The organism is Streptomyces sp. IMTB 2501 (assembly GCF_001953885.1).
GTDB lineage: Bacteria > Actinomycetota > Actinomycetes > Streptomycetales > Streptomycetaceae > Streptomyces.
This window is the reverse complement of record NZ_MQUS01000001.1, coordinates 188,093-207,111: the sequence shown is the minus strand read 5'-3', so window position 1 is coordinate 207,111 and position 19,019 is coordinate 188,093. Positions and strand designations below refer to the sequence as shown.

Below are 19,019 nucleotides of genomic sequence, written 5' to 3'. Positions count from 1 at the left end.
GTGATCTAGTTGCCCGGCGCGCCGACCGGCTTGCCGTCGGGCGCGACGGCGTACCAGGTGCCGCCCACGCCCTGACCGTTGGTGTCACCGGGGGCCTTGTCCCCGGAGAAGGTGTAGATCGGCCAGCAGTTCACGGTCATCTGCTGGACGCCGTCGGGACGAGTGAAGCCCATCAGGCCCTTCTTCTTGACGCCCTGGGTGTCCCCGGGCTTGACGATGCCGACGGCCGGCCACTTCACCAGGCAGGCCCCGGTGCAGTTCGAGACGGACTTCGGCCAGGCCTTGTCCTTCAGGAAGCGGTAGACCGTCCTGCCGTTCTTGTCCACGACGATGTTGCCGAGCTTGGGGTCCTTGCGGACGGACAGGCCGGGCAGGGAGGCCAGCGAGGCCTTCTTGCCGTCGGGGGCGAGCGCGAACCACTTGCCGCCCACGCCCTGGCCGTTGACGTCACCGCCGTTGACGTCCTTGACGTAGCGGTAGGCGGGCCAGCCGCCGATGGTGAGCTGCTTGGTGCCGTCGGCGCGGGTGACCTCGCCGAGCAGCGCCTTGTCGACGCCGGCGCCCGCGGAGGCGTCGCCGGCGGGCACCGGCGGCCAGGTGGTGGCGCAGTCGCCGGCGCAGTTCGACTTGGGCGGATTGGCGGTGTCCTTGTCGAACCGGTAGAGGGTGAGGCCGGAGCCGTCGGTCAGCACGTTGCCGAGGTCGGGGTTGGCGGCCACGGTCAGCTTGCCCGCGGGGGCGGCCTGGGCCGGGGAGCCGGAGCTCTGGTTGCCGTCGGCGCCGTAGCCGTTGCCCGCCGCGGTGCCGGTGCCTACTCCGGCGCCGGTGGTCGGGCTGCCCGCGGGAGCGGTGGCTCCCACGTTCTGGGCCGCCGCGGCCGGAGTGGTGCTGTTGTCCTGACCGCACGCCGTCGTCAGCGCCAGCACCGAAGCGGCTGTGGCCACCAGTGAGGCGGTCCGCCAGGAGGTCTTCATGTCCAACTCCCCATATTCGCCTGAATGTTGCGGCGCTCTGCCGCGCCGCCGCACGGCCATGGGTACGCATGGAGGGGGCCGGAGTGTTCAACGGGGAGGGGAAGTTCTTCGGGAATTTCTTTCCGGATCCTGTGACACAGGCCGCCGCGCGCGGCCCGTACGGGCGTGCGCTTCACGCCAGTTGATCGATTCACCGCGTCAAACCATTGGTCGCGGTATGTGCCCCTTTCGGAGCAATCCCGGCGTACTACGGCGTACCAACGGGATTCGCATCGCATGATCTTCGTCGTGCATGGACCCGAAGTGACCCGATGCGCGCCCGCCGCACGGGTGTTGGCCCTGGTGGCGCTGACCTGGACCCTGGTGGGCTGCCCGGTCGGCAGCGCCTCCGCCGACGCCTGTGCGTACGCCTCGACGGGCCCGGACGGCACGGTGGCGCTGGCCTACGCCGGCGACCACCGCTGGCCGACCCCGCCGTCCTGGCCGAGCCCCACCCTGCCGCCGTGCCCGCCCACACCGACCCCCACGCCGAAGCCGCCACCGCCGCGGCCGACGCCGACTCCGCGCCCGGCGCCGAAGCCCGCCCCGAGGCCGAGGCCGCCGGCCCGGCCCGCCCCGGAACCGCCGGCGCCGCGGCCGGCCCCGACGCCCACCCCCACACCGACACCGACACCGGTGCCGAGGCCCGAGCCGACGCCGAGTCCCGCGCCCACCGCGCATCCCCTGGCGAAGAAGGTGAGTTATCCGGCGTACCACCCGCATCCTCTCGCGCACACCGCGCCCGACCACACCACGCCGGTCACCTACGTCCTGCTCATCACCGTTCCGGCGATCGTCGCCGTCGCGGCCCTGCGCCCGCGCTGACGCGCCGGCCAGCTCACCTTCTGGAGGTATCCGTTGCCGGATTGGCTTGTTCTCGTCCTCGCCATGCTGGCGGCCTGTGCCGTGGTGGTGGTCGTCACCCTCGTACGGAACAAACGGGCCCCCGTGGACGAGGATCCCAGCGAGACCCCGGACGTCATCGAGTACATGACGATGTGGATCGGTGTCGTGTACGCCATCGTCCTGGGGCTGGCCATCGCCGGTGTGTGGGAGGCCCACAGCTCCGCCCAGGACCATGTGCAGAACGAGGCCCAGGCCCTGCACGAGATCTCGGAGCGGGTCCGGGTCTATCCGCCGGACGTCCGTAACCGGATCCGGGACGATGTCAACACCTATGTCGGCTACGTGGTCGACCACGAGTGGAAGACGATGTCCCACAACGAGCGCGTCACCGACCGCGGCGCGCGACTGCTGCAGAAGGTCCGCCAGGACGTCACCGACTACCAGCCGAAGAACGACTTCGAGGCGCAGGCCTACCAGCCGCTGCTGGACCAGATGACCGCGGCGGACCAGGCACGCAACGCGCGCGCCGACTCCACCGGGGCCACCATGCCGTCGGTGGTGTGGTGGGGCCTGCTCACCGGGGCGGCGGTCACCATCGGCATGGTGTTCGCGCTGCAGATCCGGCGTACCAAACGGGAACTGGTCCTGGCCGGGCTGTTCTCCGCGACCATCGCGTTCATGCTGTTCCTCATCTGGGACTTCGACGCCCCCTTCAGCCGGGGCATCGCGGTGACCGCGGAACCGTTCATGAACCTGTTCCCGGGCGTCTCCGGATAGTCCCCTCTCCCGCCGCCACGCCCGTGCGGACGGCGGCCTGTCGCTCTCGCTGAAAGGCTTCGCCTCGGTTCCCGCGAGGGACCGGGGCGATCGCCTTGTCGGCGTGCGCCGTGCGCAGGGGACTGGCCGGCAGACCGCGGGGGCGAACGACGGGGCGTCAGAACCGCTTCTCGTTCCTGCGGCGCAGCCAGTACACGCCGCCCCCGATGACGGCCCAGGCCACGAGTCCGGCGCCGATGGCCGTGTCGGCCCGTGTGGCACCCGCGCTGATGCCGCCCGCACCGCCCTCGACGCCGCCGAGCACGGTGAACGCGGACGGGCGGGTCAGGCTGCGGCCGTCGCAGTGGGCCGTGATGTCGTACCGGCCGGGACGGGCGTCGTTGTCGATCCTCGCGCCGGCGCGCGAGGTGTCGTCGCGCAACGGGTGGAGCTGGGCGGTCGGGAAGGCGCGGGAGGAGACCGTGCCGCCGCGGCAGTCGTCGACGGTCACGGAGAGCGGGGCACCGGTCGCGATCGCGCTGGGGGTGGCCTCGATGTAGCGTCGGCCGTCGCCGTCACTGCTGGCCAACTCGTCGCCACGACCACCGAATTCACCGCCCCGGCCGCCGTTCCCGCTGTCGTCGCCCCGGCTGAGGACGTCCCCGCGGCCCGGGTCACGGCCACTGTCCCCGCCGTCGCCGAAGCCGCGGTTGCCGTTGTCGCTGAAGTGGCCGTGGATGCTGGTGTCGCCGCTGAGGTGGCCGCTGAATTGGCCGTAGCCCGGGTCTCCGCCCCCGTTGCCGTGGCCCATGTCGTCCGCGGCGGCCACAGGGGCGGCGAGCCCGAGCGCGGCGACCGCTGTGCACGTGGCCGCCAGGGCACATTGGTTTCGCATGTGATCCTCCGCGGGAGGCGGACCGGGACCCGTCCCCGGTCGCTCGGCGAGAAAACACCTCCTGGGAAGACCGTGGGGCGCGCGGAACACGCCCGCATGTCGAGAATCGTCCGTCCTGGTGAGGCAACACGCCGGACGAAAAGCACACAATCGGATATTGCCGCAGGTCACGGACCGTCAGAAAGTTCCTGGAAGCGGCAACTCGGATGGCGCACCGCGACGGGCGCGGGCCACCCGTTCGCCGCTCGACCCGTCGCCCGCCGCGCGCGCGGGACTTAGCGTTTTCTCATGCGCGATGGAGGTGGTAACGGCCGCGTCGAGAGGGGCTGGCAGATGTTTGCGTCCGACCCGTCCAAGCTCTTCGAGCTTGCCGAGTTCGCCGAAGAAGAGGAGCGGCGCAGGAAGCGCGCCCCGTGGGGTGTGATGGCGCTTCTTCTGCTGACCGGCCTGGCGCTCATGCGCAATGGTTCGGGGGAGTTCGACGTCGGTCCGCCGCAGCCCGCTTCGGCGGCGGCCCCGGACACCCGTACCGGCATGGGCACCTTCGGCACGTCCGTGGCGCCGCTCGCCTTCTCCGCCGCCGACCGGATCCGGATCCCCGCGATCCAGGTGGACGCGCCGGTCATGCCCGTCGGCCTGAACGCGGACGGCTGGGTCGGCGCGCCGCCGGCGGACAACGCCAACCTGGCCGGCTGGTTCACCGGCGCCGTCTCCCCCGGTGAAATGGGCACCGCCGTCGTCGTGGGGCACGTCGACAACCAGCGGGGCCCCGCCGTGTTCTACGGACTCGGGGCGCTGAAACAGGGAAGCCGGATCGAGGTCCTGCGCAAGGACGGGAAGACCGCGGTGTTCGAGACCTATGGCATCGAGGTCTTCCCGAAGAACGGTTTCCCGGGTGACCGCGTGTACGGCTCGAAAGGAACGCCGGAACTGCGGGTCATCACCTGCGGTGGCGGATTCTCCAAGAAGAACGGTTACGACGGGAACGTCGTCGTCTTCGCCCGCCTGGTCGCGGTGAACTGAACCACCGCGGCCGGGTGGGCGAAAGCCCCGGGAAAGACCCGGAAGCGGTCATACGCGTCGCTGTGGGACCGTCAGGTGATATCCGGAGTCGAGGAGATGGGGCAGCCATTCACGGATCGCGTGAACGGTCTGCGAGCGATCGCCCCCCGCGTCATGGGAGAGCACCACGACCCCGGGGGCGGCGCCGCTCTCCACCCGGTCGATGATGGTGTCGGTGCCGGGCTCCATCCAGTCGGTGGTGTCGAGCGTCCAGGCCATCGGCTCCATGCCCATCTCGGCGCCCAGTTGGAACGTGGCCCGGTTCCAGGCGCCGTAGGGTGCGCGGAACCACTGCGGGCGCTCGCCGTAGGCATCCTCGATGATGTCGCTCGTGCGCTCCATCTCGGAGCGAATCTGCTTGCGGTTGAGGGTCGTCAGCAGCGGATGCGTCCAGGTGTGGTTGCCGACGACATGGCCCTCGTCGGCCATCCGGGCCACCAGTTCCTTGTAGTCGGCCACGCACTCGCCGCACACGAAGAACATCGCCCGCACGTCGTACTTGGCGAGGGTGCCCAGGATGTGCGGGGTGTATTCCGGGTTGGGGCCGTCGTCGAAGGTCAGCATCATCTGCCGGCCGCGCCCGGAGATCTGGAGGATGGGCTCCCTGCGGACCTTCAGCTTGTGCGGCGCGGCACGTGGCGGTCCGTCACCGGCGAATGGCTGGAGCCGGAAGGCGGAACCCTTGAGCGCCTGGCGCGCCTGGGGGCCGGGGACGGGGGCTGGGCCCGGGTCGGCGGAGGTCCCCGTGGTCTCCTCGGAGCGACCCGCCAGGACGCCTCCGGCGGTACCCGCGGCGCCCAGAGCGGCGGCGCCGGCGAGGAGCAGCCGGCGCCGGGTGAAGAAATGATCCTTCTGCATGACTCATCAGTCGCCCCACGGGACTCCGGCGCACCGCAGCGACACTGGTGCGGTGGCGGGAATACACCCGGACGGCCGAGTGCGGGGGCGGTGGTGGTGCGCCGGAAGGGGTTCTGATAAGCAGTCATACCGCAGCAAGTGCCATGAGTGATACGGGGGTCGAGCCGAGTTGGTCGCGCACGGGGGAACGAACACGCGGACCGGCGGCATACCGCGCAGCGCGCTCGCGGTGGTGCTGCTGGCCGTCGCCCAGTTTCTGGTCGTCTTCGACACGACCGGCTTCGCGGTGGCGCTGCCGTTGGTCGCGCGTGACTGGGGGCTGGCCACCGCCGGACTAACCTGGCTGCTGTCCGCGTACAGCGTGTGTTTCGCCGCGCTGCCGGTGCTCGCGGGAGCCCTCGGGAGGGCGTTCGGGCAGCGGCGGGTGCTGATGGGCGGGCTCGCGCTGTCGAGCCTCGCCGCCGCCGCGCCGGCGGTCCTCTCCGGCGACGCCTGGGTGCTGATGGCCTCACGGGCGGTGCAGGGGATCGCGGCCGCGGCGATGACGGCCGGTGCGCTGGCCCTGATCGACGCCACGCATCCCGAGGGCCCGGACCGGGACCGGGCGCTGAAGGTGCACTTCGCGGTCGTCGCCTGTGCCACTCCGGCGGCACTGCTGCCGAGCACCCTGCTGCTGGACGCCGCGGCGTCGGAGAAGACGATCTTCTGGGTGCAGGCCGTCGCCGGGGTGCTGCTGATGCTGCTGGTTCCGGTGGCGCTGGCCGAGTCCGCGCCCGAGCCGACGGCCCGGCGCGGGGTGGGGGGTGCCGCGCTGGCGGTGGTTCCGCTGGGCTTCCTGGCCTGGTTCGCCGACTGGCTCGGGGGCCGGAGCGTGTCGGCGACGACGGTCATCGTCATCGCCGTGGCCGGCGCGCTGGTGCCGTCCGTGCTGGGCTGGTTCGGCCGGGGCACGGGCGTGCCGGAGTCGCTCGCCCGGCTGCACCGGGAGCGGGCCGCGTTCGGCGCGTACACGGTGGTGGCGTTGCTGGCGGCAGGCCTGTCCGGTGTCGTGTTCGTCCTCACGTTCGCCCTGCAGTTGATCGGCGGCCTCGCCCCGATGGAGGTGGGCTGGGGCCTGCTGTCCGCCGTCGCCGGGGTGGTGCTGGGCTGTCTGGTGCTGCCCGTTCTCGCCGGCCGGGTGGGGCTCGCCGCCTCGGTGGCCGGGGCCTGTGCGGTGGCGGCGGTCGGGTTCGTCCTGCTGTGCCGGCCGGGTGCGCGCTACGACTTCGCGGACGTGCTGCTGCCGCTGCTGATGATCGCGTTCGGCTGCGGTGTGCTCGCGCTGCCGACGGGGTTCGCGCGGTCCGGGAGCGGTGCGCTGCCCCGGGGCCTGAACTCGTCGCGACAGTTCGGCGCCGGTCTCGGCGTGTCGTTGTTCGTCGGGATCGTCTCGGTGGCCGAGCAGCGGGCCGGGGCCCTCACGTTCCCGCGTCGAAGGGAGTACGAGGCCGCCCTCTCGGGCGGGTTCCGCGACTGCTTCGGGCTCGGTACGGCGCTCTGTCTGGCCGCCGCGGTGATCGCCCTGCTGACCCTGCCCGGGCGCCGCGTCCGGACGGGTGCCGGGGCCCCTGACACAGACCTCAGCGGCGGCGCACCAGCGGGAACGGGAGGGTCTCCCGAATCGTCAGGCCGGTGAGGAACATCACGAGCCGGTCGACGCCGATACCGAGGCCGCCGGTCGGGGGCATCGCGTACTCCAGCGCTTCCAGGAAGTCCTCGTCCAGTTCCATGGCCTCCGGGTCGCCGCCGGCGGCCCGCAGCGACTGCTCGGTGAGCCGCCGCCGTTGTTCCACGGGGTCGGTCAACTCGGAGTAGGCGGTGCCGAGTTCGGTGCCGAAGGCGACGAGGTCCCAGCGTTCGGCGAGCCGCGGGTCGGTGCGGTGCTGCCGGGTCAGGGGCGCGACTCCGGTCGGGAAGTCCTTGTAGAAGGTGGGGAGTTGGGTGCGCTCCTCGACAAGCCGTTCGTACATCTCCAGGACGATGTCCCCGGGCCCGTCGTCGGCGGTGTACGGCACCCCCGCCCGGTCGCACAGCCGGTGCAGGCGCAGCAGTTCGGAGCCTGGGCCGATCTCCTCCCCCAGTACCTCGGACAGCGCGCCGTAGACCGTCTTGACCGGCCACGGTCCGGAGATGTCGTACTCCTGCCCGTCCTTGCGGGCCACCGGGGAGCCGAAGGCGGCGGTCGCCGCGCCCTGGATCAGCTCGCGGGTGAGGTCGAGCATGACGTCGTAGTCGGCGTACGCCTGGTAGGCCTCCAGCATCGTGAACTCGGGGTTGTGCTTGTAGGAGACGCCCTCGTTGCGGAAGGTGCGGCCCAGTTCGAAGACCTTCTCCAGGCCGCCGACGCACAGCCGCTTCAGATACAGCTCGGGGGCGATGCGCAGATACAGGTCGAGGTCGTAGGCGTTGATGTGGGTGGTGAAGGGGCGGGCGTTGGCGCCGCCGTGGATCTGCTGCAGCATCGGGGTCTCGACCTCGACGAAGCCGCGGTCCAGCAGGCCCTGGCGCAGGGCCTGTACGGCGGTGGAGCGGGCCCGGATCACGGTGCGCGCGGCCGGGCTGGTGACGAGGTCGAGGTAGCGGCGCCGGACCCGCGCCTCGGGGTCGGTGAGGCCGCGGCGTTTGTCGGGCAGCGGGCGCAGGCATTTACCGGTGAGCTGCCAGTCGGTGACGAAGACGGTGGGCTCGCCCTTGTCGCTTCGGCCGGCGTGGCCGGTGGCGGTGATGTGGTCGCCGATGTCGGTGCCGGCGGCGAAGCGGTCGAGGGCGGCCCCGGCGCCGCTGCGGGTGAGGGCGATCTGGTGGTCGCCGGACCAGTCGCGCAGCACGGCGAAGACGATGCCGCCGAAGTCACGGACCAGCAGCAGCCGTCCTGCCACGGTGACGTCCGTACCGGGGGGCACGTCGGCGAGGGCGTGGGTGGGGACGGGGACGCCGACCGGGTAGGGGTCGGTCCCGGTGGCGCGGAGTGTGTCGAGCTTGTGGTGCCGGACGCGGACCTGTTCGGGCAGGCCCGCGTCCGGGGCGACGGGCCCGGCCCGGTCCCCTCCGTCGAGACCGAGCGCCGTCAGGGGAGGCAGCCCGTGGGCGGTGGCGGGCTGCTGCCCGGTCTTCGGGTGCCCCTTTCCCCAGAGTTTGCGCAACGACGGTACGGAGACGAAGCCTTCGGCGATGCCGGAGGCCAGGCCGATGCGGGCGAGGGAGGCGGTCTCGCCGTAGCAGATGAACCGCGGGTACCACTCCGGGTGGTATTTGGCGTTGGAGCGGTACAGGGCCTCCAGTTGCCACCAGCGTGAGAAGAACAGCAGCATGCGGCGCCAGAGCCGGAGGACGGGGCCGGCGCCGATGCGGGCGCCCTCCTCGAAGACGGAGCGGAAGACGGCGAAGTTCAGCGAGATGCGGCGGACACCCAGCTTGGGGGCGGCGGCGCACAGGTCGGCGACCATGAACTCCATGACTCCGTTGGGCGCGGCGCGGTCACGGCGCATCAGGTCCAGCGAGACGCCGTCGCGGCCCCAGGGCACGAAGGAGAGCAGGGCGAGCAGGCTCCCGTCCTCGCCGAGGGCCTCCACTAGCAGGCAGTCGGCGTCGGCGGGGTCGCCGAGCCGGTCCAGAGCCATGGAGAAGCCGCGCTCGGTCTCCGTGTCACGCCAGGCGTCCGCCTTGTCGACGATCTCCTCCATCTCGTGCTCGGTGAGGGTGGCGTGGCGGCGGATGCGGCAGGTGGCGCCGGTGCGCCGGACGCGGTGCACGGCCTGCCGGATCACCCGCATGTCGCGACCGTCCAGGTCGAAGGCGGCCACGTACACGATCGCCTCGTCGCCGAGCTGGAGGGCGCCGAGTCCGGCGCGGGCGTAGGCACGGGCGCCGTCCTCGGAGGCGCCCATCACGGCGGGCACCCAGGCGTAGCGGCGGGCGTGGTCCAGCCAGGCGGCGATGGCGTGCGGCCAGGCCTCGGGGTCGCCGACGGGGTCGCCGCTGGCGAGGCAGACGCCGGCCTCGACGCGGTAGGTGACGGCGGCCTTGCCGCTGGGCGAGAAGACGACGGCCTTGTCGCGGCGGGTGGCGAAGTAGCCGAGGGAGTCCCGTGCGCCGTAGGCCGCGAGGAGGGCGCGGATGCGGGCCTCCTCGTCGCCGTGCAGGGCGGCTTCCAGGCGCTGGGAGCGGAACAGCGTGGCGGCCGCGTTGAGCAGGGCGAGAGCGCCGAGCAGACCGAGCACGAAGGTGACCTTGCGGGGCGGGCGGCCGCTGAAGGAGCTGGGCGGGAACAGTCCGCCGAGGACCCGGTCGGCCGCCCAGACCAGGTGCTCGTTCGCCGGCAGCGTGCCCGGGAACAGCATGACCAGGCCCCAGCCGAGCAGGATGGCCACGGCGAGCCCGGCCAGCAGGACGCCGATGGCCCGCCACAGGGCACCGCGGCGGGAGGCGGCGTAGAACTCCTTGCGGGCCACGACGAGCAGGAGCAGCAGCAGGCCGCACAGCACGAAGGACGGCACCGACTGGGCGTACAGGCCGAGGGGCAGGCCGAGCGCGTCGGTGAGGACGAGCAGGCCGAGATAGACGACGACCAGCCACCAGGCGACCTTCTTGCGGGCGGCGAGGGCGCCGGCCAGCAGGAACAGGAAGACGGCGTAGGCCAGGTTGGCGCTGATGGGCACCAGCAGCTGGTCGAGGGCGTGGGCGACCGGGTGGAACACCCGGCGCAGGGGTTCGATGAGCGCGAGCAGGGCGCACAGCAGGCCGAGTGCGCCGAAGAGTGCCGCGAAGGCCTCGGGCACCCAGCCGAGCCGCCCGCTCTTGGGCGGACCGGCCGGGGCCGTGGGGTCCCTCCGGGCGACGGGCTCCGCGCTGGCGGTCATGATGTCGACTGTAGGAAGGGGGCGCCCGGCTCGCCCGTCGAGACGGCGCCCTTAGCCTTTGCCCGGCCGCCCCGGAGGCCTTGTCTCCCGGTGCGGAACGGCCCCGCACCTCCTAAGGAACCGTCGGTTCCGATAGCCTCGGGCCGTGACGGAACAGCACGAGCAGCACACCCCCTCGCATGCGCAGTTCGAGCGGGGTACGGACGGGCCGAAGGTCATCGTCGTCGGGGTGGACGGCTCCGACTCCTCGCTGCGTGCCGCGGCGTACGCGGGCGGGCTCGCCCGGCGGCAGCATGCGCTGCTGGCGGTGGTGTACGTGCAGCCGGTGCTGGCGGCCGGGGCGGCGCTCGGGGCGCCGGTGGCGGAGACGACCGACGAGATCGCCGAGGACCTGGTCACCTACATCCGGGAGGCGGCCGAGCGGGTCAAGGGGATATTCGAGGTGCGCTGGGAGTTCCACACCTTCCGCGGCGACCCCTACAACGGCCTGGTCAAGGCGGCCGACGAGCTGAAGGCGGACGCGGTGGTCGTGGGCGCATCGGAGCAGGCCGGGCACCGGATCATCGGCTCTGTGGCGGTGCGGCTGGTGAAGGCGGGACGCTGGCCGGTGACGGTCGTTCCGTAGGGCGCCGCAGCAGCAGCGGGGTCGCGAGCAGCAGGATCCCGGCCGTGGCGATCGCCGTGCGCGGGCTCGTGAGGGCGGCCAGCAGGCCCCACAGGGCGGTCACGGCGGCGGTCGTGGCCTTGCCGGTGACCGACCAGGCGGCGAGGGTACGGGCCACGCGGTCGGAGGGCGTGAGATCGAGGCGCTCGGCGGCGAGTACGGGGCTGAACACGCCGTTGCAGGTGATCAGTCCCGCCTCGGTCACCATGACCACCAGCAGTCCGGGCACTCCGGGGCCGACGAAGGCGAGCCCGACGGACCACAGGGCACGCAGCACGCCGGTGGTGAGCAGGACCCGGCGGCGGCCGTAGCGGGTGGCGAGCGGGCGGGCCAGCCGGGAGCCGAGGAGTCCGCCGAGGCTGGGCACGGCGAAGGCGAGGCCGTACTGCCAGGGCGCGAAGCCGAGGTGCCCGAGCATGAGTACCGAGAGCACCGGCAAGACGGCCATGATCAGGGCGTTGTTGGCGAGCGAATTGAAGAACAAGGGGCGCAGGGCGGGGCTGGTGAGCAGGTGCCGCCAGCCGTCGAGGAGGTCGCCGGCGCGGGGCGCGGCGGTGCGCTCCGGGCGGGGCTCGCCGGTTCCGATGGCGCGGATGCCCAGGGCGGAGAGCACATAGCTGACGGCGTCCGCGATCACGGTCGTCACGGGTCCGACCAGGCCGATCGCGGCGCCGCCGAGCGGCGGGCCGAGCACGGTGGCGATCCAGCTGGTGGACTCGAACCGGCTGGTGGCGGTGAGCAGGTCCGCGGGCGGCACGAGGGTCTTGAGATGGGCACCGGAGGCGGCGGTGAAGGTGATGTCGGCCGCCCCGACGATCACGGAGACCGCCAGCAGCTGCCCGAACCCGAGCACCCCGAGCGCGTAGGCGACGGGCAGGGTGAGCAGCGCGGCACAGCGCACGAGGTCGGCGGTGATCATCACCGGCCGCTTGCGCCGGAACTCCACCCACGGCCCGAGCGGTACGGCGGCCACCGCGCCGACCGCCACGCCGGCGGAGGCGAGCAGGGACACCTCGGCGGAGCCCGCGTGCAGCACGAGGACCGCGATCATCGCGAAGGCGTCGAAGGCGAGCCAGGTCCCGAAGGTGCTGACCGCATACGCTCCCCACAGCCATCCGAACTGCCGGCCCAGCTTCATCCACAACCTCCCGTTGACCCGGGACATGAAATCCGGCAGGCGGTGCTCGCTTCAAACAACCGGAGGGAAGCCCGCCACAACCGTTGGTTGTGCCAGTAGGCTGACGGCGTGGACCTCAAGGCTGTGCGCACCTTCGTCACCGTGGTGGACGCCGGGCAGTTCCAGGACGCCGCGGACGTTCTCGGCATCACCCAGCAGGCCGTCTCCAAGCGGATCGCGGCCCTGGAGAAGGAACTGGGGGTGCGGCTGTTCACCCGGACCCCGCGCGGCACGGCGCCGACCATCGACGGGCAGGCGTTCCTGCCGCACGCCCGGGAGCTGCTGCTGGCCGAGGAGCGGGCCGCGGCCTCGGTACGGCCGGGCCGGCGGGCACTGCGGGTCGATGTGCTCGGGGCGCGGCTGGCCCCCGCCGGGCTGCTGCGCGCGTTCCACGAGGCCGAGCCCGGCACGGACCTGGACATCGTGACGCTCTTCGACGCCGCCACGGCCGTGGCGGCCGTACGCTCCGGCACGATCGACGCGACCGTCCGCGCGGTCACCACGAAACCGCCCGAGGGCCTGCGGGCCGCCCGGGTTCTGGACGAGCCGATCCAGGTGCTGACGGGTCCGGGGCACCCGCTCGCCGGGGCCCGGTCGGTGACGCCGGCGCAGCTGGCCGGGCACCGGATCTGGATGCCGGGCCTCGTGGACGGCACCGAGTGGGCCGACTACTACGGCTCTCTGGCCGCCGAGTTCGGGCTGACCATCGACTCGGTCGGCCCCAATTTCGGCATCGAGCCGCTGCTCGACGCGGTCGCGGACTCCACCGAGCTGGTCACCTTCGTCGGCGAGGACACCCGGCTGGTCTGGCCCGCCGGACACGACCTGCGGCGCGTCCCGCTCACCGAGCCGACGCCGGTGTATCCGCACTCCCTGGTCTGGGCCGCCGCCAACACCCACCCGGGGCTGGCCGCGCTGCGCACCCATCTCGCCGCCCGGCGCCCGGCGCGGCCCGCCACCCGGACCTGGACACCGGCCTGGGCCGTGCGTGGCGTCTAGCGTCCGGTCCCCGGCTGAGCCATCATGATCCGCCGTCAGCCGTTTGCCGTCGGCGAAGAGGTGAGGCTCATGGAAAGGCTCCGCGCGGGTGAAGGCATTCTCCGCCGCAAACCCATCGAGCACATCGAGGACACGGAGGTCCACGAGGGCGTCCGGCTGGACCGGTCGCTGGGCCTGTGGCAGCTCACCGCGATCGGGGTGGGCGGCATCATCGGCGCCGGCATCTTCACGCTGGCCGGCACGGTGGCCAACGGCACGGCCGGACCCGCGGTGCTGGTGTCGTTCCTGATCGCCGGTGTGGCGAGCGCCTGTGCGGCGCTGTCGTACGCCGAGTTCGCCGGGCTGATCCCGAAGGCGGGGTCGGCGTACACCTACGGCTACGCGGTGCTCGGCGAGTTCGCGGGCTGGTTCATCGGCTGGGACCTGCTGCTGGAGTACACGGCGATCGTGGCGGTGGTGGCGATCGGCATCTCGGGCTACTTCAGTTTCCTGGTCGAGGAGATGGGCGCGAATCTGCCGCACTGGATGCTGGGCGCGCCCGGCACCGGCGACGGGCACCGGGTCGACCTCTTCGCGGCGATCCTGTGTCTGCTGATCGCCTGGCTGCTGAACCTGGGCATGCGCAGCGCGGCCCGCTTCGAGACGCTCGTCGTGGCGCTGAAGGTCCTGGTGGTGCTGCTGGTGATCGGGGTCGGCGTGTTCCACATCGACACGGCGAACTACCACCCGTTCTTCCCTTACGGCGTCGGCGGCGCCTTCACCGGCGCGGCCACCGTGTTCTTCGCGGTGTTCGGCTACGACGCCATGTCGACGGCGGCCGAGGAGTCCAAGGACGCCCAGCGGCACATGCCGAAGGCGATCATCTACTCGCTGGCGATCTCCATGGTGCTGTACGTGGCGGCCTGCCTGGTGCTGACGGGCATGCAGAACTACAAGCACATCAACAAAGAGAGCGGTTTCTCCACGGCGTTCAAGTCGGTGGGTCTGAACGCGCTGGCGGACGTGATCGCGGTGGGCGCCATCATCGGCATCCTCACGGTGATGTTCACGTTCATGCTGGGCGTGACCCGGGTGTGGTTCTCGATGTCCCGCGACGGACTGCTGCCGAAGTGGTTCGCCAGGACGCACCCGACACGCCATGTGCCGACCCGGGTGACCTGGATCGTCGGGGCGGGCTCGGCGGCCATCGCGGGGTTCGTGCCGATCGGCTCGGCGGCCGAGCTGACCAACATCGGCATCCTGCTGGCGTTCGTGGTGGTGTGCACGGCGGTGATCGTGCTGCGCTACCGGCAGCCGGAACTGCCGCGCACCTTCATCACGCCGGGGATGCCCGTGGTGCCCGCGCTCGGCGTGGTGTTCTCGGTCTGGCTGATCACGTTTCTGCAGTGGGAGACCTGGGTGCGGTTCGCGGTGTGGTTCGTGATCGGGTGCGTGATCTACTTCGGCTACTCCTACCGGCGTTCCGTGCTGGCGGAACAGCGGCCCACCGAATGACCACCGCTGACATCCGGCGGGTCACTCCCCCATGACCAGGCCGTCCTTGGCGGCGCCACGGCTGAGCACCACGTCCCTGATGCGGTCGCGCACCCCGTCCAGGGCGGCGGCGCCGTCGGCGATGGCCCGGTTGACGTTCACCACCCGGCCGGCGTCGAGGTCGTACAGCTGCGGGATGAACTCGGCCTTGGTGACCCGCCAGCGGGCACCCTGCCGCGTGGGCGGGGCGAAGGTGAAGCGGCCGATCGTGGACTCGTTGCCGCGCCCGTCCCGGACCCCCTGGGCGTTGTACATCGCGCCCGCGATCTGGTCGCCCATGCCGTAGACCACCCAGGTGCCGTTGACCTTCTCGTACGCCTGCGGGACATGGGCGTGGGTGCCGAGGATCAGGTCGATGTCCGGGCGGCCGTCGGTGGCGGCGGCGGTGAGCCGTTGCGCGAGGCCGATCTGCAGCTGGTCCGGCGAGTCCTGCCATTCGGTGCCCCACTGCACCGAGACCACGACGACATCGGCGCCGGCCTTCCGGGCGGCGCGGGCGTCGGCGATCATCCGCCGTTCGTCGATCAGGTTCACGGCCCAGGGCCGGCCTGAGGGCACCGCGGTGCTGTTGGTGCCGAAGGTGTACGCCAGGTGCGCGACCTTGGCGGGGCCGGCCTGCAGGATGGTGACCGAGTGGGCCTCGGCCTCGCTGCGGGCGGTGCCGGCGTGCCGGAGGCCGGCCTGGTCCATGGCGTCCAGGGTGCGGCGGATTCCGTCGGCGCCGTCGTCCAGGGAGTGGTTGGAGGCGGTGGAACAGCCGTCGTAGCCGGTCGCGACGAGGCCCTGGGCGATCTGCGGCGGCGACTTGAAGGCGGGGTAGCCGGAGTACTCGCCGTCGGCGCCGTAGACGGTCTCCATGTGACACAGCGCCAGATCGGCGCGGGCGATGACCGGTTGGACGCCGGAGAGCATGGGCCGGAAGTCGAAGCCGCCCTCGCCGGAGTCGTAGGCCGCCCGGTCGATGACGGACGTGTGCGGCAGGACGTCACCGGAGGCGACGAGGGTGAAGCCCCGGGCGGCGAACCCGGACGGGGTCGCGTGCCCGGACTCCCCCCGCGCATGGTTCTGGCAGGCGGCCCCGGCGACGAGGACGGCGGTGAAGGCCAGGGCCACCTGTTGTCTGCGTCCGATCATCAACTCACCCCAGGAATGTCGTATTAGCTGACAAAGCCGTCACGGGCATATGAGTACGAACCTGGCCCATCGGATAAACGGCTTGGCCGTTGTCCTTAGCCCATCCGGTGCCGTGCCGGAGTGTTCGCCCGGACGCCTGCCCGACCGTTCACCGACACGATCGAGCATCCTGTGCGGACCCGTGCACGCACTCTGTTCCCCGGCCGCGCCCTGTGCTGCCATACGGCCATGACGGCCGGAACCTCACTCATCCACGGGACCGTGACACCGACCCACCGGACGACGACCGCCGAACACGAACTCGCCGCGCTCCAGCGCGAGCACGGCGGACCCCTCTTCACCCTGCTGCTCAGACTCTGCGACGGAGACCGGCAGCGCGCCGAGGACCTCGTCCAGGAGACCCTGGTGCGGGCCTGGCAGCATCCCGAGGCGCTGCACGCGCACGACTTCGACTCCGTACGGCCCTGGCTGCTGACGGTCGCCCGGCGGCTCGCGATCGACGCCCGGCGGGCCCGGCAGGCACGGCCGCCGGAGACCGGCGACGAGATCCCCGAGACCGCGCGGGTGACCGCCGATCACGCCGAACGGGCCGCCGCGATGCTCGATGTCCGGGAGGCTGTGAAGACACTCACGCCGGAACACCGTGACGTCCTGGTACTCGTGTATTTCCTCGGGGCCAGTGTGGCGGAAGCGGCGCAGACCCTGGGCGTTCCACCCGGTACCGTGAAGTCCCGCGCGTTCTACGCGCTGCGCGCGCTGCGCCGGGTCCTTCCCGGTTATGCGGCCGACCTGCACTGAAACCGGCCACAGGGCAAAGCTCTCGCAAAGCGCCTTGCTGTGGCCCCCGTTCGGGCAATGGGCTGTCCTCATCAGCGTTCCGGGCGAGGGCCGGGGCTGCGCCCCGACGGGGTCAGGGCGACGGGTACGTACCGGAGGAAGGGCAGGAAGGGATGCTGCACAGAGGGCACGAGAGCACGGACGGCACCGACGGCGGTGAACTGGCCGTCCCCATGGCCTGGTTGTACGCCGAGTACATCGCCGACGAGCTGCTGCGCACCGGCGATCTGATGCCGCCGACGTCCTTCGAGTTCCGGGCCGGCCGGGACGCCCTGGCGCTCACCGTCTTCCTGTCCGACACCGACGGGGAGCTGTCCGGGATCCGGGTGATCTCCCAGCTGGAGAACTGGCTGTCACTGACCGCCTACGACCAGCCGTGGCGGGACTGGGTGCGCGAACGCGTCGCCGAGCTGGCCGACGCGGCCGAGCGGTCCGGCACCCGCTCCCCCGATCTGGCCCTGGCGGCGGACGCCTGGCGCTGGCTGGAGGAGACCGAGCTGCTCGCGCCGGACCTGGACGCGGTGCCGGGCGGCGGTGCGCTGGCCGGAGAGGACGACGGGCCGAAGGTGTGGACACCGGCCTGGCGCCTCGGACTGCCCCTCGGGCACCTCGCGATCCACCTCTTCTGAGATCTTTTTCGAGGTTTCTCGAAATCCGACCAATCCGCGGGCCGGGCCGCTCCGAATCTCCTCTCCGGGATTCTGTGGGCGGCTTGAGTGATTCAGCTGTCGGCTGCGTACGGATGGGTGCACGGAGTAACCCCACCCGCACCCATCGGCACGAGGATTCGGCATGAGGTCCCTGGAAAGGCATCGCGACGTCGGCGCGTACGCGCTCGGCGTGCTGGACGAGGCGGAGGCCTTCCGCTTCGAGGACCACCTCATGGAGTGCCCGCAATGCGCGGCACAGGTGACCGAATTCGGGTCGGCTACACGGCAGTTGATGCTGTACCGCCGGGCCACGCCGCGCTTTGTGCATCCCCTGGCACAGGCTGGTCCCCGGCTGCTGGACCGGCTGCTCGGCGAGGTCGCGCGCCGCCAGCGGGTGCGCCGCCGTCGCCTCCTCTACGGGCTGGCCGCCTCGGTGGTGCTGGCCGTCGCCGGTCCGGGGATCGTGGCCTTCGCCGGCCATCGGGAGCAGGCGGCCGCGCACGTCACCGCGGCGACGGACCCGCAGACCGGGGTGTGGGCCGAGGTCACGGCCGACGACGGGGACACCGGCAGCCGGCTGCTGCTGCGGGTGAAGGACGGCACCGGCCCGCACCGGTGCCGGCTCGTGGTCGTGGGCCGTGACGGCTCCGAACAGGTCGTCGGCACCTGGACCGAACGCGGCCACGACACCGCCACCTTCACCGCGCTCGGGTCCTCCACGATGCGTCCCGCCCAGATCGACCGCTACGAGGTGCGCACCGAGGAGGGGCAGCACCTGGTGTCCGTCGAGGCGTCGTAGGTCTCACGCCGGCCGCCGGTCTCACTTCAGCAGCCGGGACAGTCTGCGGTCCGCCAGGGGCTTGCCGCCCGTCTGGCAGGTCGGGCAGTACTGCAGCGAGGAGTCGCTGAAGGAGACCTCGCGGACGGTGTCGCCGCACACCGGGCAGGGCTCTCCGGTGCGGCCGTGGACACGCAGACCGCTCTTCTTCTCGGCCTTCAGCCGTCCGGCGGCCACACCCCGGGAGCGGTCGACCGCCTCGGTGAGCGTGGTGCGCAGCGCCGCGTAGAGCCGGTGGGTCTCGTCCGGGGTCAGGGAGGCGGCGAGCTTGAACGGGGACATCTTCGCGGCGTGCAGGATCTCGTCGCTGTAGGCGTTGCCGACGCCCGCGATCAGGGACTGGTCGCGCAGCGCGCCCTTCAGCTGACGTCTCTCGTCCTTGAGCAGGGCCGCGAAGCGGTCCTCGTCGAATTCGGCGGCCAGCGGGTCCGGGCCGAGCCGGGCGATGCCCTCGATCCGCTGCGGGTCGCGGACGACGTACACCGCGAGGCGCTTCTGGGTGCCGGCCTCGGTGAGGTCGAAGCCCTCGCCGGTCTCCAGCGCCACGCGCAGCGCGAGCGGGCCCTTGCCCGGCTTGGGCGGGCCGTCCGGCAGCCGGTCCTTCCACTGCAGCCAGCCGGCGCGGGCCAGGTGGGTCACCAGGTGCAGCCCGCTGTCCGCCGCCAGGTCCAGGAACTTGCCGTGCCGCCGCACGGCCGTCACCTCGCCGCCCTCGAAGGCGGTGACCGGAGGGTCGTACGTCTTCAGGACGCTGACGGCGACCGGCAGCACCCGGGCCACCCGGCGGCCGACCAGGTGCTCGGTGAGGAAGTCCTTCAGCGCTTCTACCTCGGGCAGTTCCGGCATAGGTCCAGAGTGC

General features: G+C 71.8%; 18 protein-coding genes. 10 read left to right on the top strand and 8 right to left on the bottom strand.

All coding sequences use genetic code 11. The features are described from left to right. Positions 1–5 precede the first annotated feature (5 nt). On the bottom strand, positions 6–974 hold the full coding sequence (locus AV521_RS01000) for an SCO0930 family lipoprotein (protein WP_076082265.1): 969 nt from the start codon (positions 972–974) through the stop codon (positions 6–8). A gap of 443 nt (positions 975–1,417) precedes the next feature. Continuing rightward, entirely contained in the window at positions 1,418–1,687 is a 270-nt protein-coding gene (locus AV521_RS49010) for a hypothetical protein (protein ID WP_179022755.1), read from the bottom strand. 22 nt (positions 1,688–1,709) lie between these two features. Between AV521_RS49010 and AV521_RS50295 the strand changes: the two genes are divergently transcribed. Beyond that, the gene (locus tag AV521_RS50295) at positions 1,710–1,838 is read left to right on the top strand and encodes a hypothetical protein (protein WP_256725377.1); all 129 of its coding nucleotides are present in this window, start codon (positions 1,710–1,712) and stop codon (positions 1,836–1,838) included. A gap of 33 nt (positions 1,839–1,871) precedes the next feature. Further along, a complete protein-coding gene (locus tag AV521_RS00990; protein WP_076082263.1) occupies positions 1,872–2,636 on the top strand; it encodes a DUF4239 domain-containing protein in 765 nt (254 codons plus the stop codon). A gap of 157 nt (positions 2,637–2,793) precedes the next feature. On the opposite strand, the gene AV521_RS00985 is transcribed toward AV521_RS00990, so the two are convergent. Then, positions 2,794–3,510 carry a hypothetical protein gene (locus AV521_RS00985; protein ID WP_079249062.1) on the bottom strand — a complete coding sequence of 239 codons (717 nt, stop codon included), beginning with the start codon at positions 3,508–3,510 and terminating at the stop codon, positions 2,794–2,796. A 333-nt stretch (positions 3,511–3,843) separates the two neighbouring features. On the opposite strand from AV521_RS00985, the gene AV521_RS00980 reads away from it, so the two are divergent. Continuing rightward, a complete protein-coding gene (locus AV521_RS00980) occupies positions 3,844–4,533 on the top strand; it encodes a class F sortase (RefSeq protein WP_076082262.1) in 690 nt (229 codons plus the stop codon). Positions 4,534–4,581: 48 nt separating this feature from the next. Here AV521_RS00980 and AV521_RS00975 read toward each other — a convergent pair whose 3' ends face one another. Next, entirely contained in the window at positions 4,582–5,430 is an 849-nt protein-coding gene (locus AV521_RS00975) for a polysaccharide deacetylase family protein (RefSeq protein WP_076082261.1), read from the bottom strand. A 169-nt stretch (positions 5,431–5,599) separates the two neighbouring features. Between AV521_RS00975 and AV521_RS00970 the strand changes: the two genes are divergently transcribed. Further along, entirely contained in the window at positions 5,600–7,105 is a 1,506-nt protein-coding gene (locus AV521_RS00970; RefSeq protein WP_076082260.1) for an MFS transporter, read from the top strand. Here AV521_RS00970 and lysX read toward each other — a convergent pair. Further along, complete coding sequence (gene lysX / locus AV521_RS00965; RefSeq protein ID WP_076082259.1) at positions 7,050–10,328, bottom strand: bifunctional lysylphosphatidylglycerol synthetase/lysine--tRNA ligase LysX; 3,279 nt, start codon at positions 10,326–10,328, stop codon at positions 7,050–7,052. The genes AV521_RS00970 and lysX overlap by 56 nt on opposite strands. A 145-nt stretch (positions 10,329–10,473) precedes the next feature. On the opposite strand from lysX, the gene AV521_RS00960 reads away from it, so the two are divergent. Then, positions 10,474–10,953, top strand: a complete 480-nt coding sequence (locus AV521_RS00960; RefSeq protein ID WP_076082258.1) for a universal stress protein — start codon at positions 10,474–10,476, stop codon at positions 10,951–10,953. Here the strand turns inward: AV521_RS00960 and AV521_RS00955 are convergent. Continuing rightward, complete coding sequence (locus AV521_RS00955; RefSeq protein WP_179022753.1) at positions 10,889–12,130, bottom strand: MFS transporter; 1,242 nt, start codon at positions 12,128–12,130, stop codon at positions 10,889–10,891. The two genes, AV521_RS00960 and AV521_RS00955, sit on opposite strands and share 65 nt — an antisense overlap. A gap of 108 nt (positions 12,131–12,238) precedes the next feature. Between AV521_RS00955 and AV521_RS00950 the strand changes: the two genes are divergently transcribed. Further along, positions 12,239–13,168, top strand: a complete 930-nt coding sequence (locus tag AV521_RS00950) for a LysR family transcriptional regulator (RefSeq protein WP_076082255.1) — start codon at positions 12,239–12,241, stop codon at positions 13,166–13,168. Positions 13,169–13,237: 69 nt separating this feature from the next. Beyond that, positions 13,238–14,662 carry an amino acid permease gene (locus tag AV521_RS00945; RefSeq protein WP_076083371.1) on the top strand — a complete coding sequence of 475 codons (1,425 nt, stop codon included), beginning with the start codon at positions 13,238–13,240 and terminating at the stop codon, positions 14,660–14,662. 21 nt (positions 14,663–14,683) lie between these two features. On the opposite strand, the gene AV521_RS00940 is transcribed toward AV521_RS00945, so the two are convergent. Next, the gene (locus AV521_RS00940) at positions 14,684–15,835 is read right to left on the bottom strand and encodes a CapA family protein (RefSeq protein WP_076082253.1); all 1,152 of its coding nucleotides are present in this window, start codon (positions 15,833–15,835) and stop codon (positions 14,684–14,686) included. Positions 15,836–16,063: 228 nt separating this feature from the next. Here AV521_RS00940 and AV521_RS00935 point away from each other — a divergent pair, with 228 nt between their 5' ends. From AV521_RS00935 to AV521_RS00925, 3 genes are all read left to right on the top strand, one after another. Further along, positions 16,064–16,633, top strand: coding sequence for a sigma-70 family RNA polymerase sigma factor (locus AV521_RS00935; protein ID WP_076083368.1), 570 nt, complete (start codon positions 16,064–16,066; stop codon positions 16,631–16,633). 152 nt (positions 16,634–16,785) lie between these two features. After that, entirely contained in the window at positions 16,786–17,301 is a 516-nt protein-coding gene (locus AV521_RS00930) for a hypothetical protein (RefSeq protein ID WP_076082251.1), read from the top strand. Positions 17,302–17,464: 163 nt separating this feature from the next. Continuing rightward, positions 17,465–18,121 carry a zf-HC2 domain-containing protein gene (locus tag AV521_RS00925; protein WP_076082249.1) on the top strand — a complete coding sequence of 219 codons (657 nt, stop codon included), beginning with the start codon at positions 17,465–17,467 and terminating at the stop codon, positions 18,119–18,121. Positions 18,122–18,142: 21 nt separating this feature from the next. Here AV521_RS00925 and AV521_RS00920 read toward each other — a convergent pair whose 3' ends face one another. Continuing rightward, positions 18,143–19,006 (bottom strand): Fpg/Nei family DNA glycosylase, encoded by an 864-nt coding sequence (locus AV521_RS00920; protein WP_076082247.1) that lies wholly within the window; start codon positions 19,004–19,006, stop codon positions 18,143–18,145. Positions 19,007–19,019: the final 13 nt, after the last annotated feature.

Coding starts and splice junctions, on each gene's coding strand:
- AV521_RS01000 (WP_076082265.1), bottom strand. CDS start 974: ATGAAGACCTCCTGGCGGACCGCCTCACTGGTGGCCACAGCCGCTTCG.
- AV521_RS00925 (WP_076082249.1), top strand. CDS start 17,465: ATGAGGTCCCTGGAAAGGCATCGCGACGTCGGCGCGTACGCGCTCGGC.
- AV521_RS00975 (WP_076082261.1), bottom strand. CDS start 5,430: ATGCAGAAGGATCATTTCTTCACCCGGCGCCGGCTGCTCCTCGCCGGC.
- lysX (WP_076082259.1), bottom strand. CDS start 10,328: ATGACCGCCAGCGCGGAGCCCGTCGCCCGGAGGGACCCCACGGCCCCG.
- AV521_RS00980 (WP_076082262.1), top strand. CDS start 3,844: ATGTTTGCGTCCGACCCGTCCAAGCTCTTCGAGCTTGCCGAGTTCGCC.
- AV521_RS00945 (WP_076083371.1), top strand. CDS start 13,238: ATGGAAAGGCTCCGCGCGGGTGAAGGCATTCTCCGCCGCAAACCCATC.
- AV521_RS00935 (WP_076083368.1), top strand. CDS start 16,064: ATGACGGCCGGAACCTCACTCATCCACGGGACCGTGACACCGACCCAC.
- AV521_RS00985 (WP_079249062.1), bottom strand. CDS start 3,510: ATGCGAAACCAATGTGCCCTGGCGGCCACGTGCACAGCGGTCGCCGCG.
- AV521_RS00955 (WP_179022753.1), bottom strand. CDS start 12,130: ATGAAGCTGGGCCGGCAGTTCGGATGGCTGTGGGGAGCGTATGCGGTC.
- AV521_RS00920 (WP_076082247.1), bottom strand. CDS start 19,006: ATGCCGGAACTGCCCGAGGTAGAAGCGCTGAAGGACTTCCTCACCGAG.
- AV521_RS00940 (WP_076082253.1), bottom strand. CDS start 15,835: ATGATCGGACGCAGACAACAGGTGGCCCTGGCCTTCACCGCCGTCCTC.
- AV521_RS00930 (WP_076082251.1), top strand. CDS start 16,786: ATGCTGCACAGAGGGCACGAGAGCACGGACGGCACCGACGGCGGTGAA.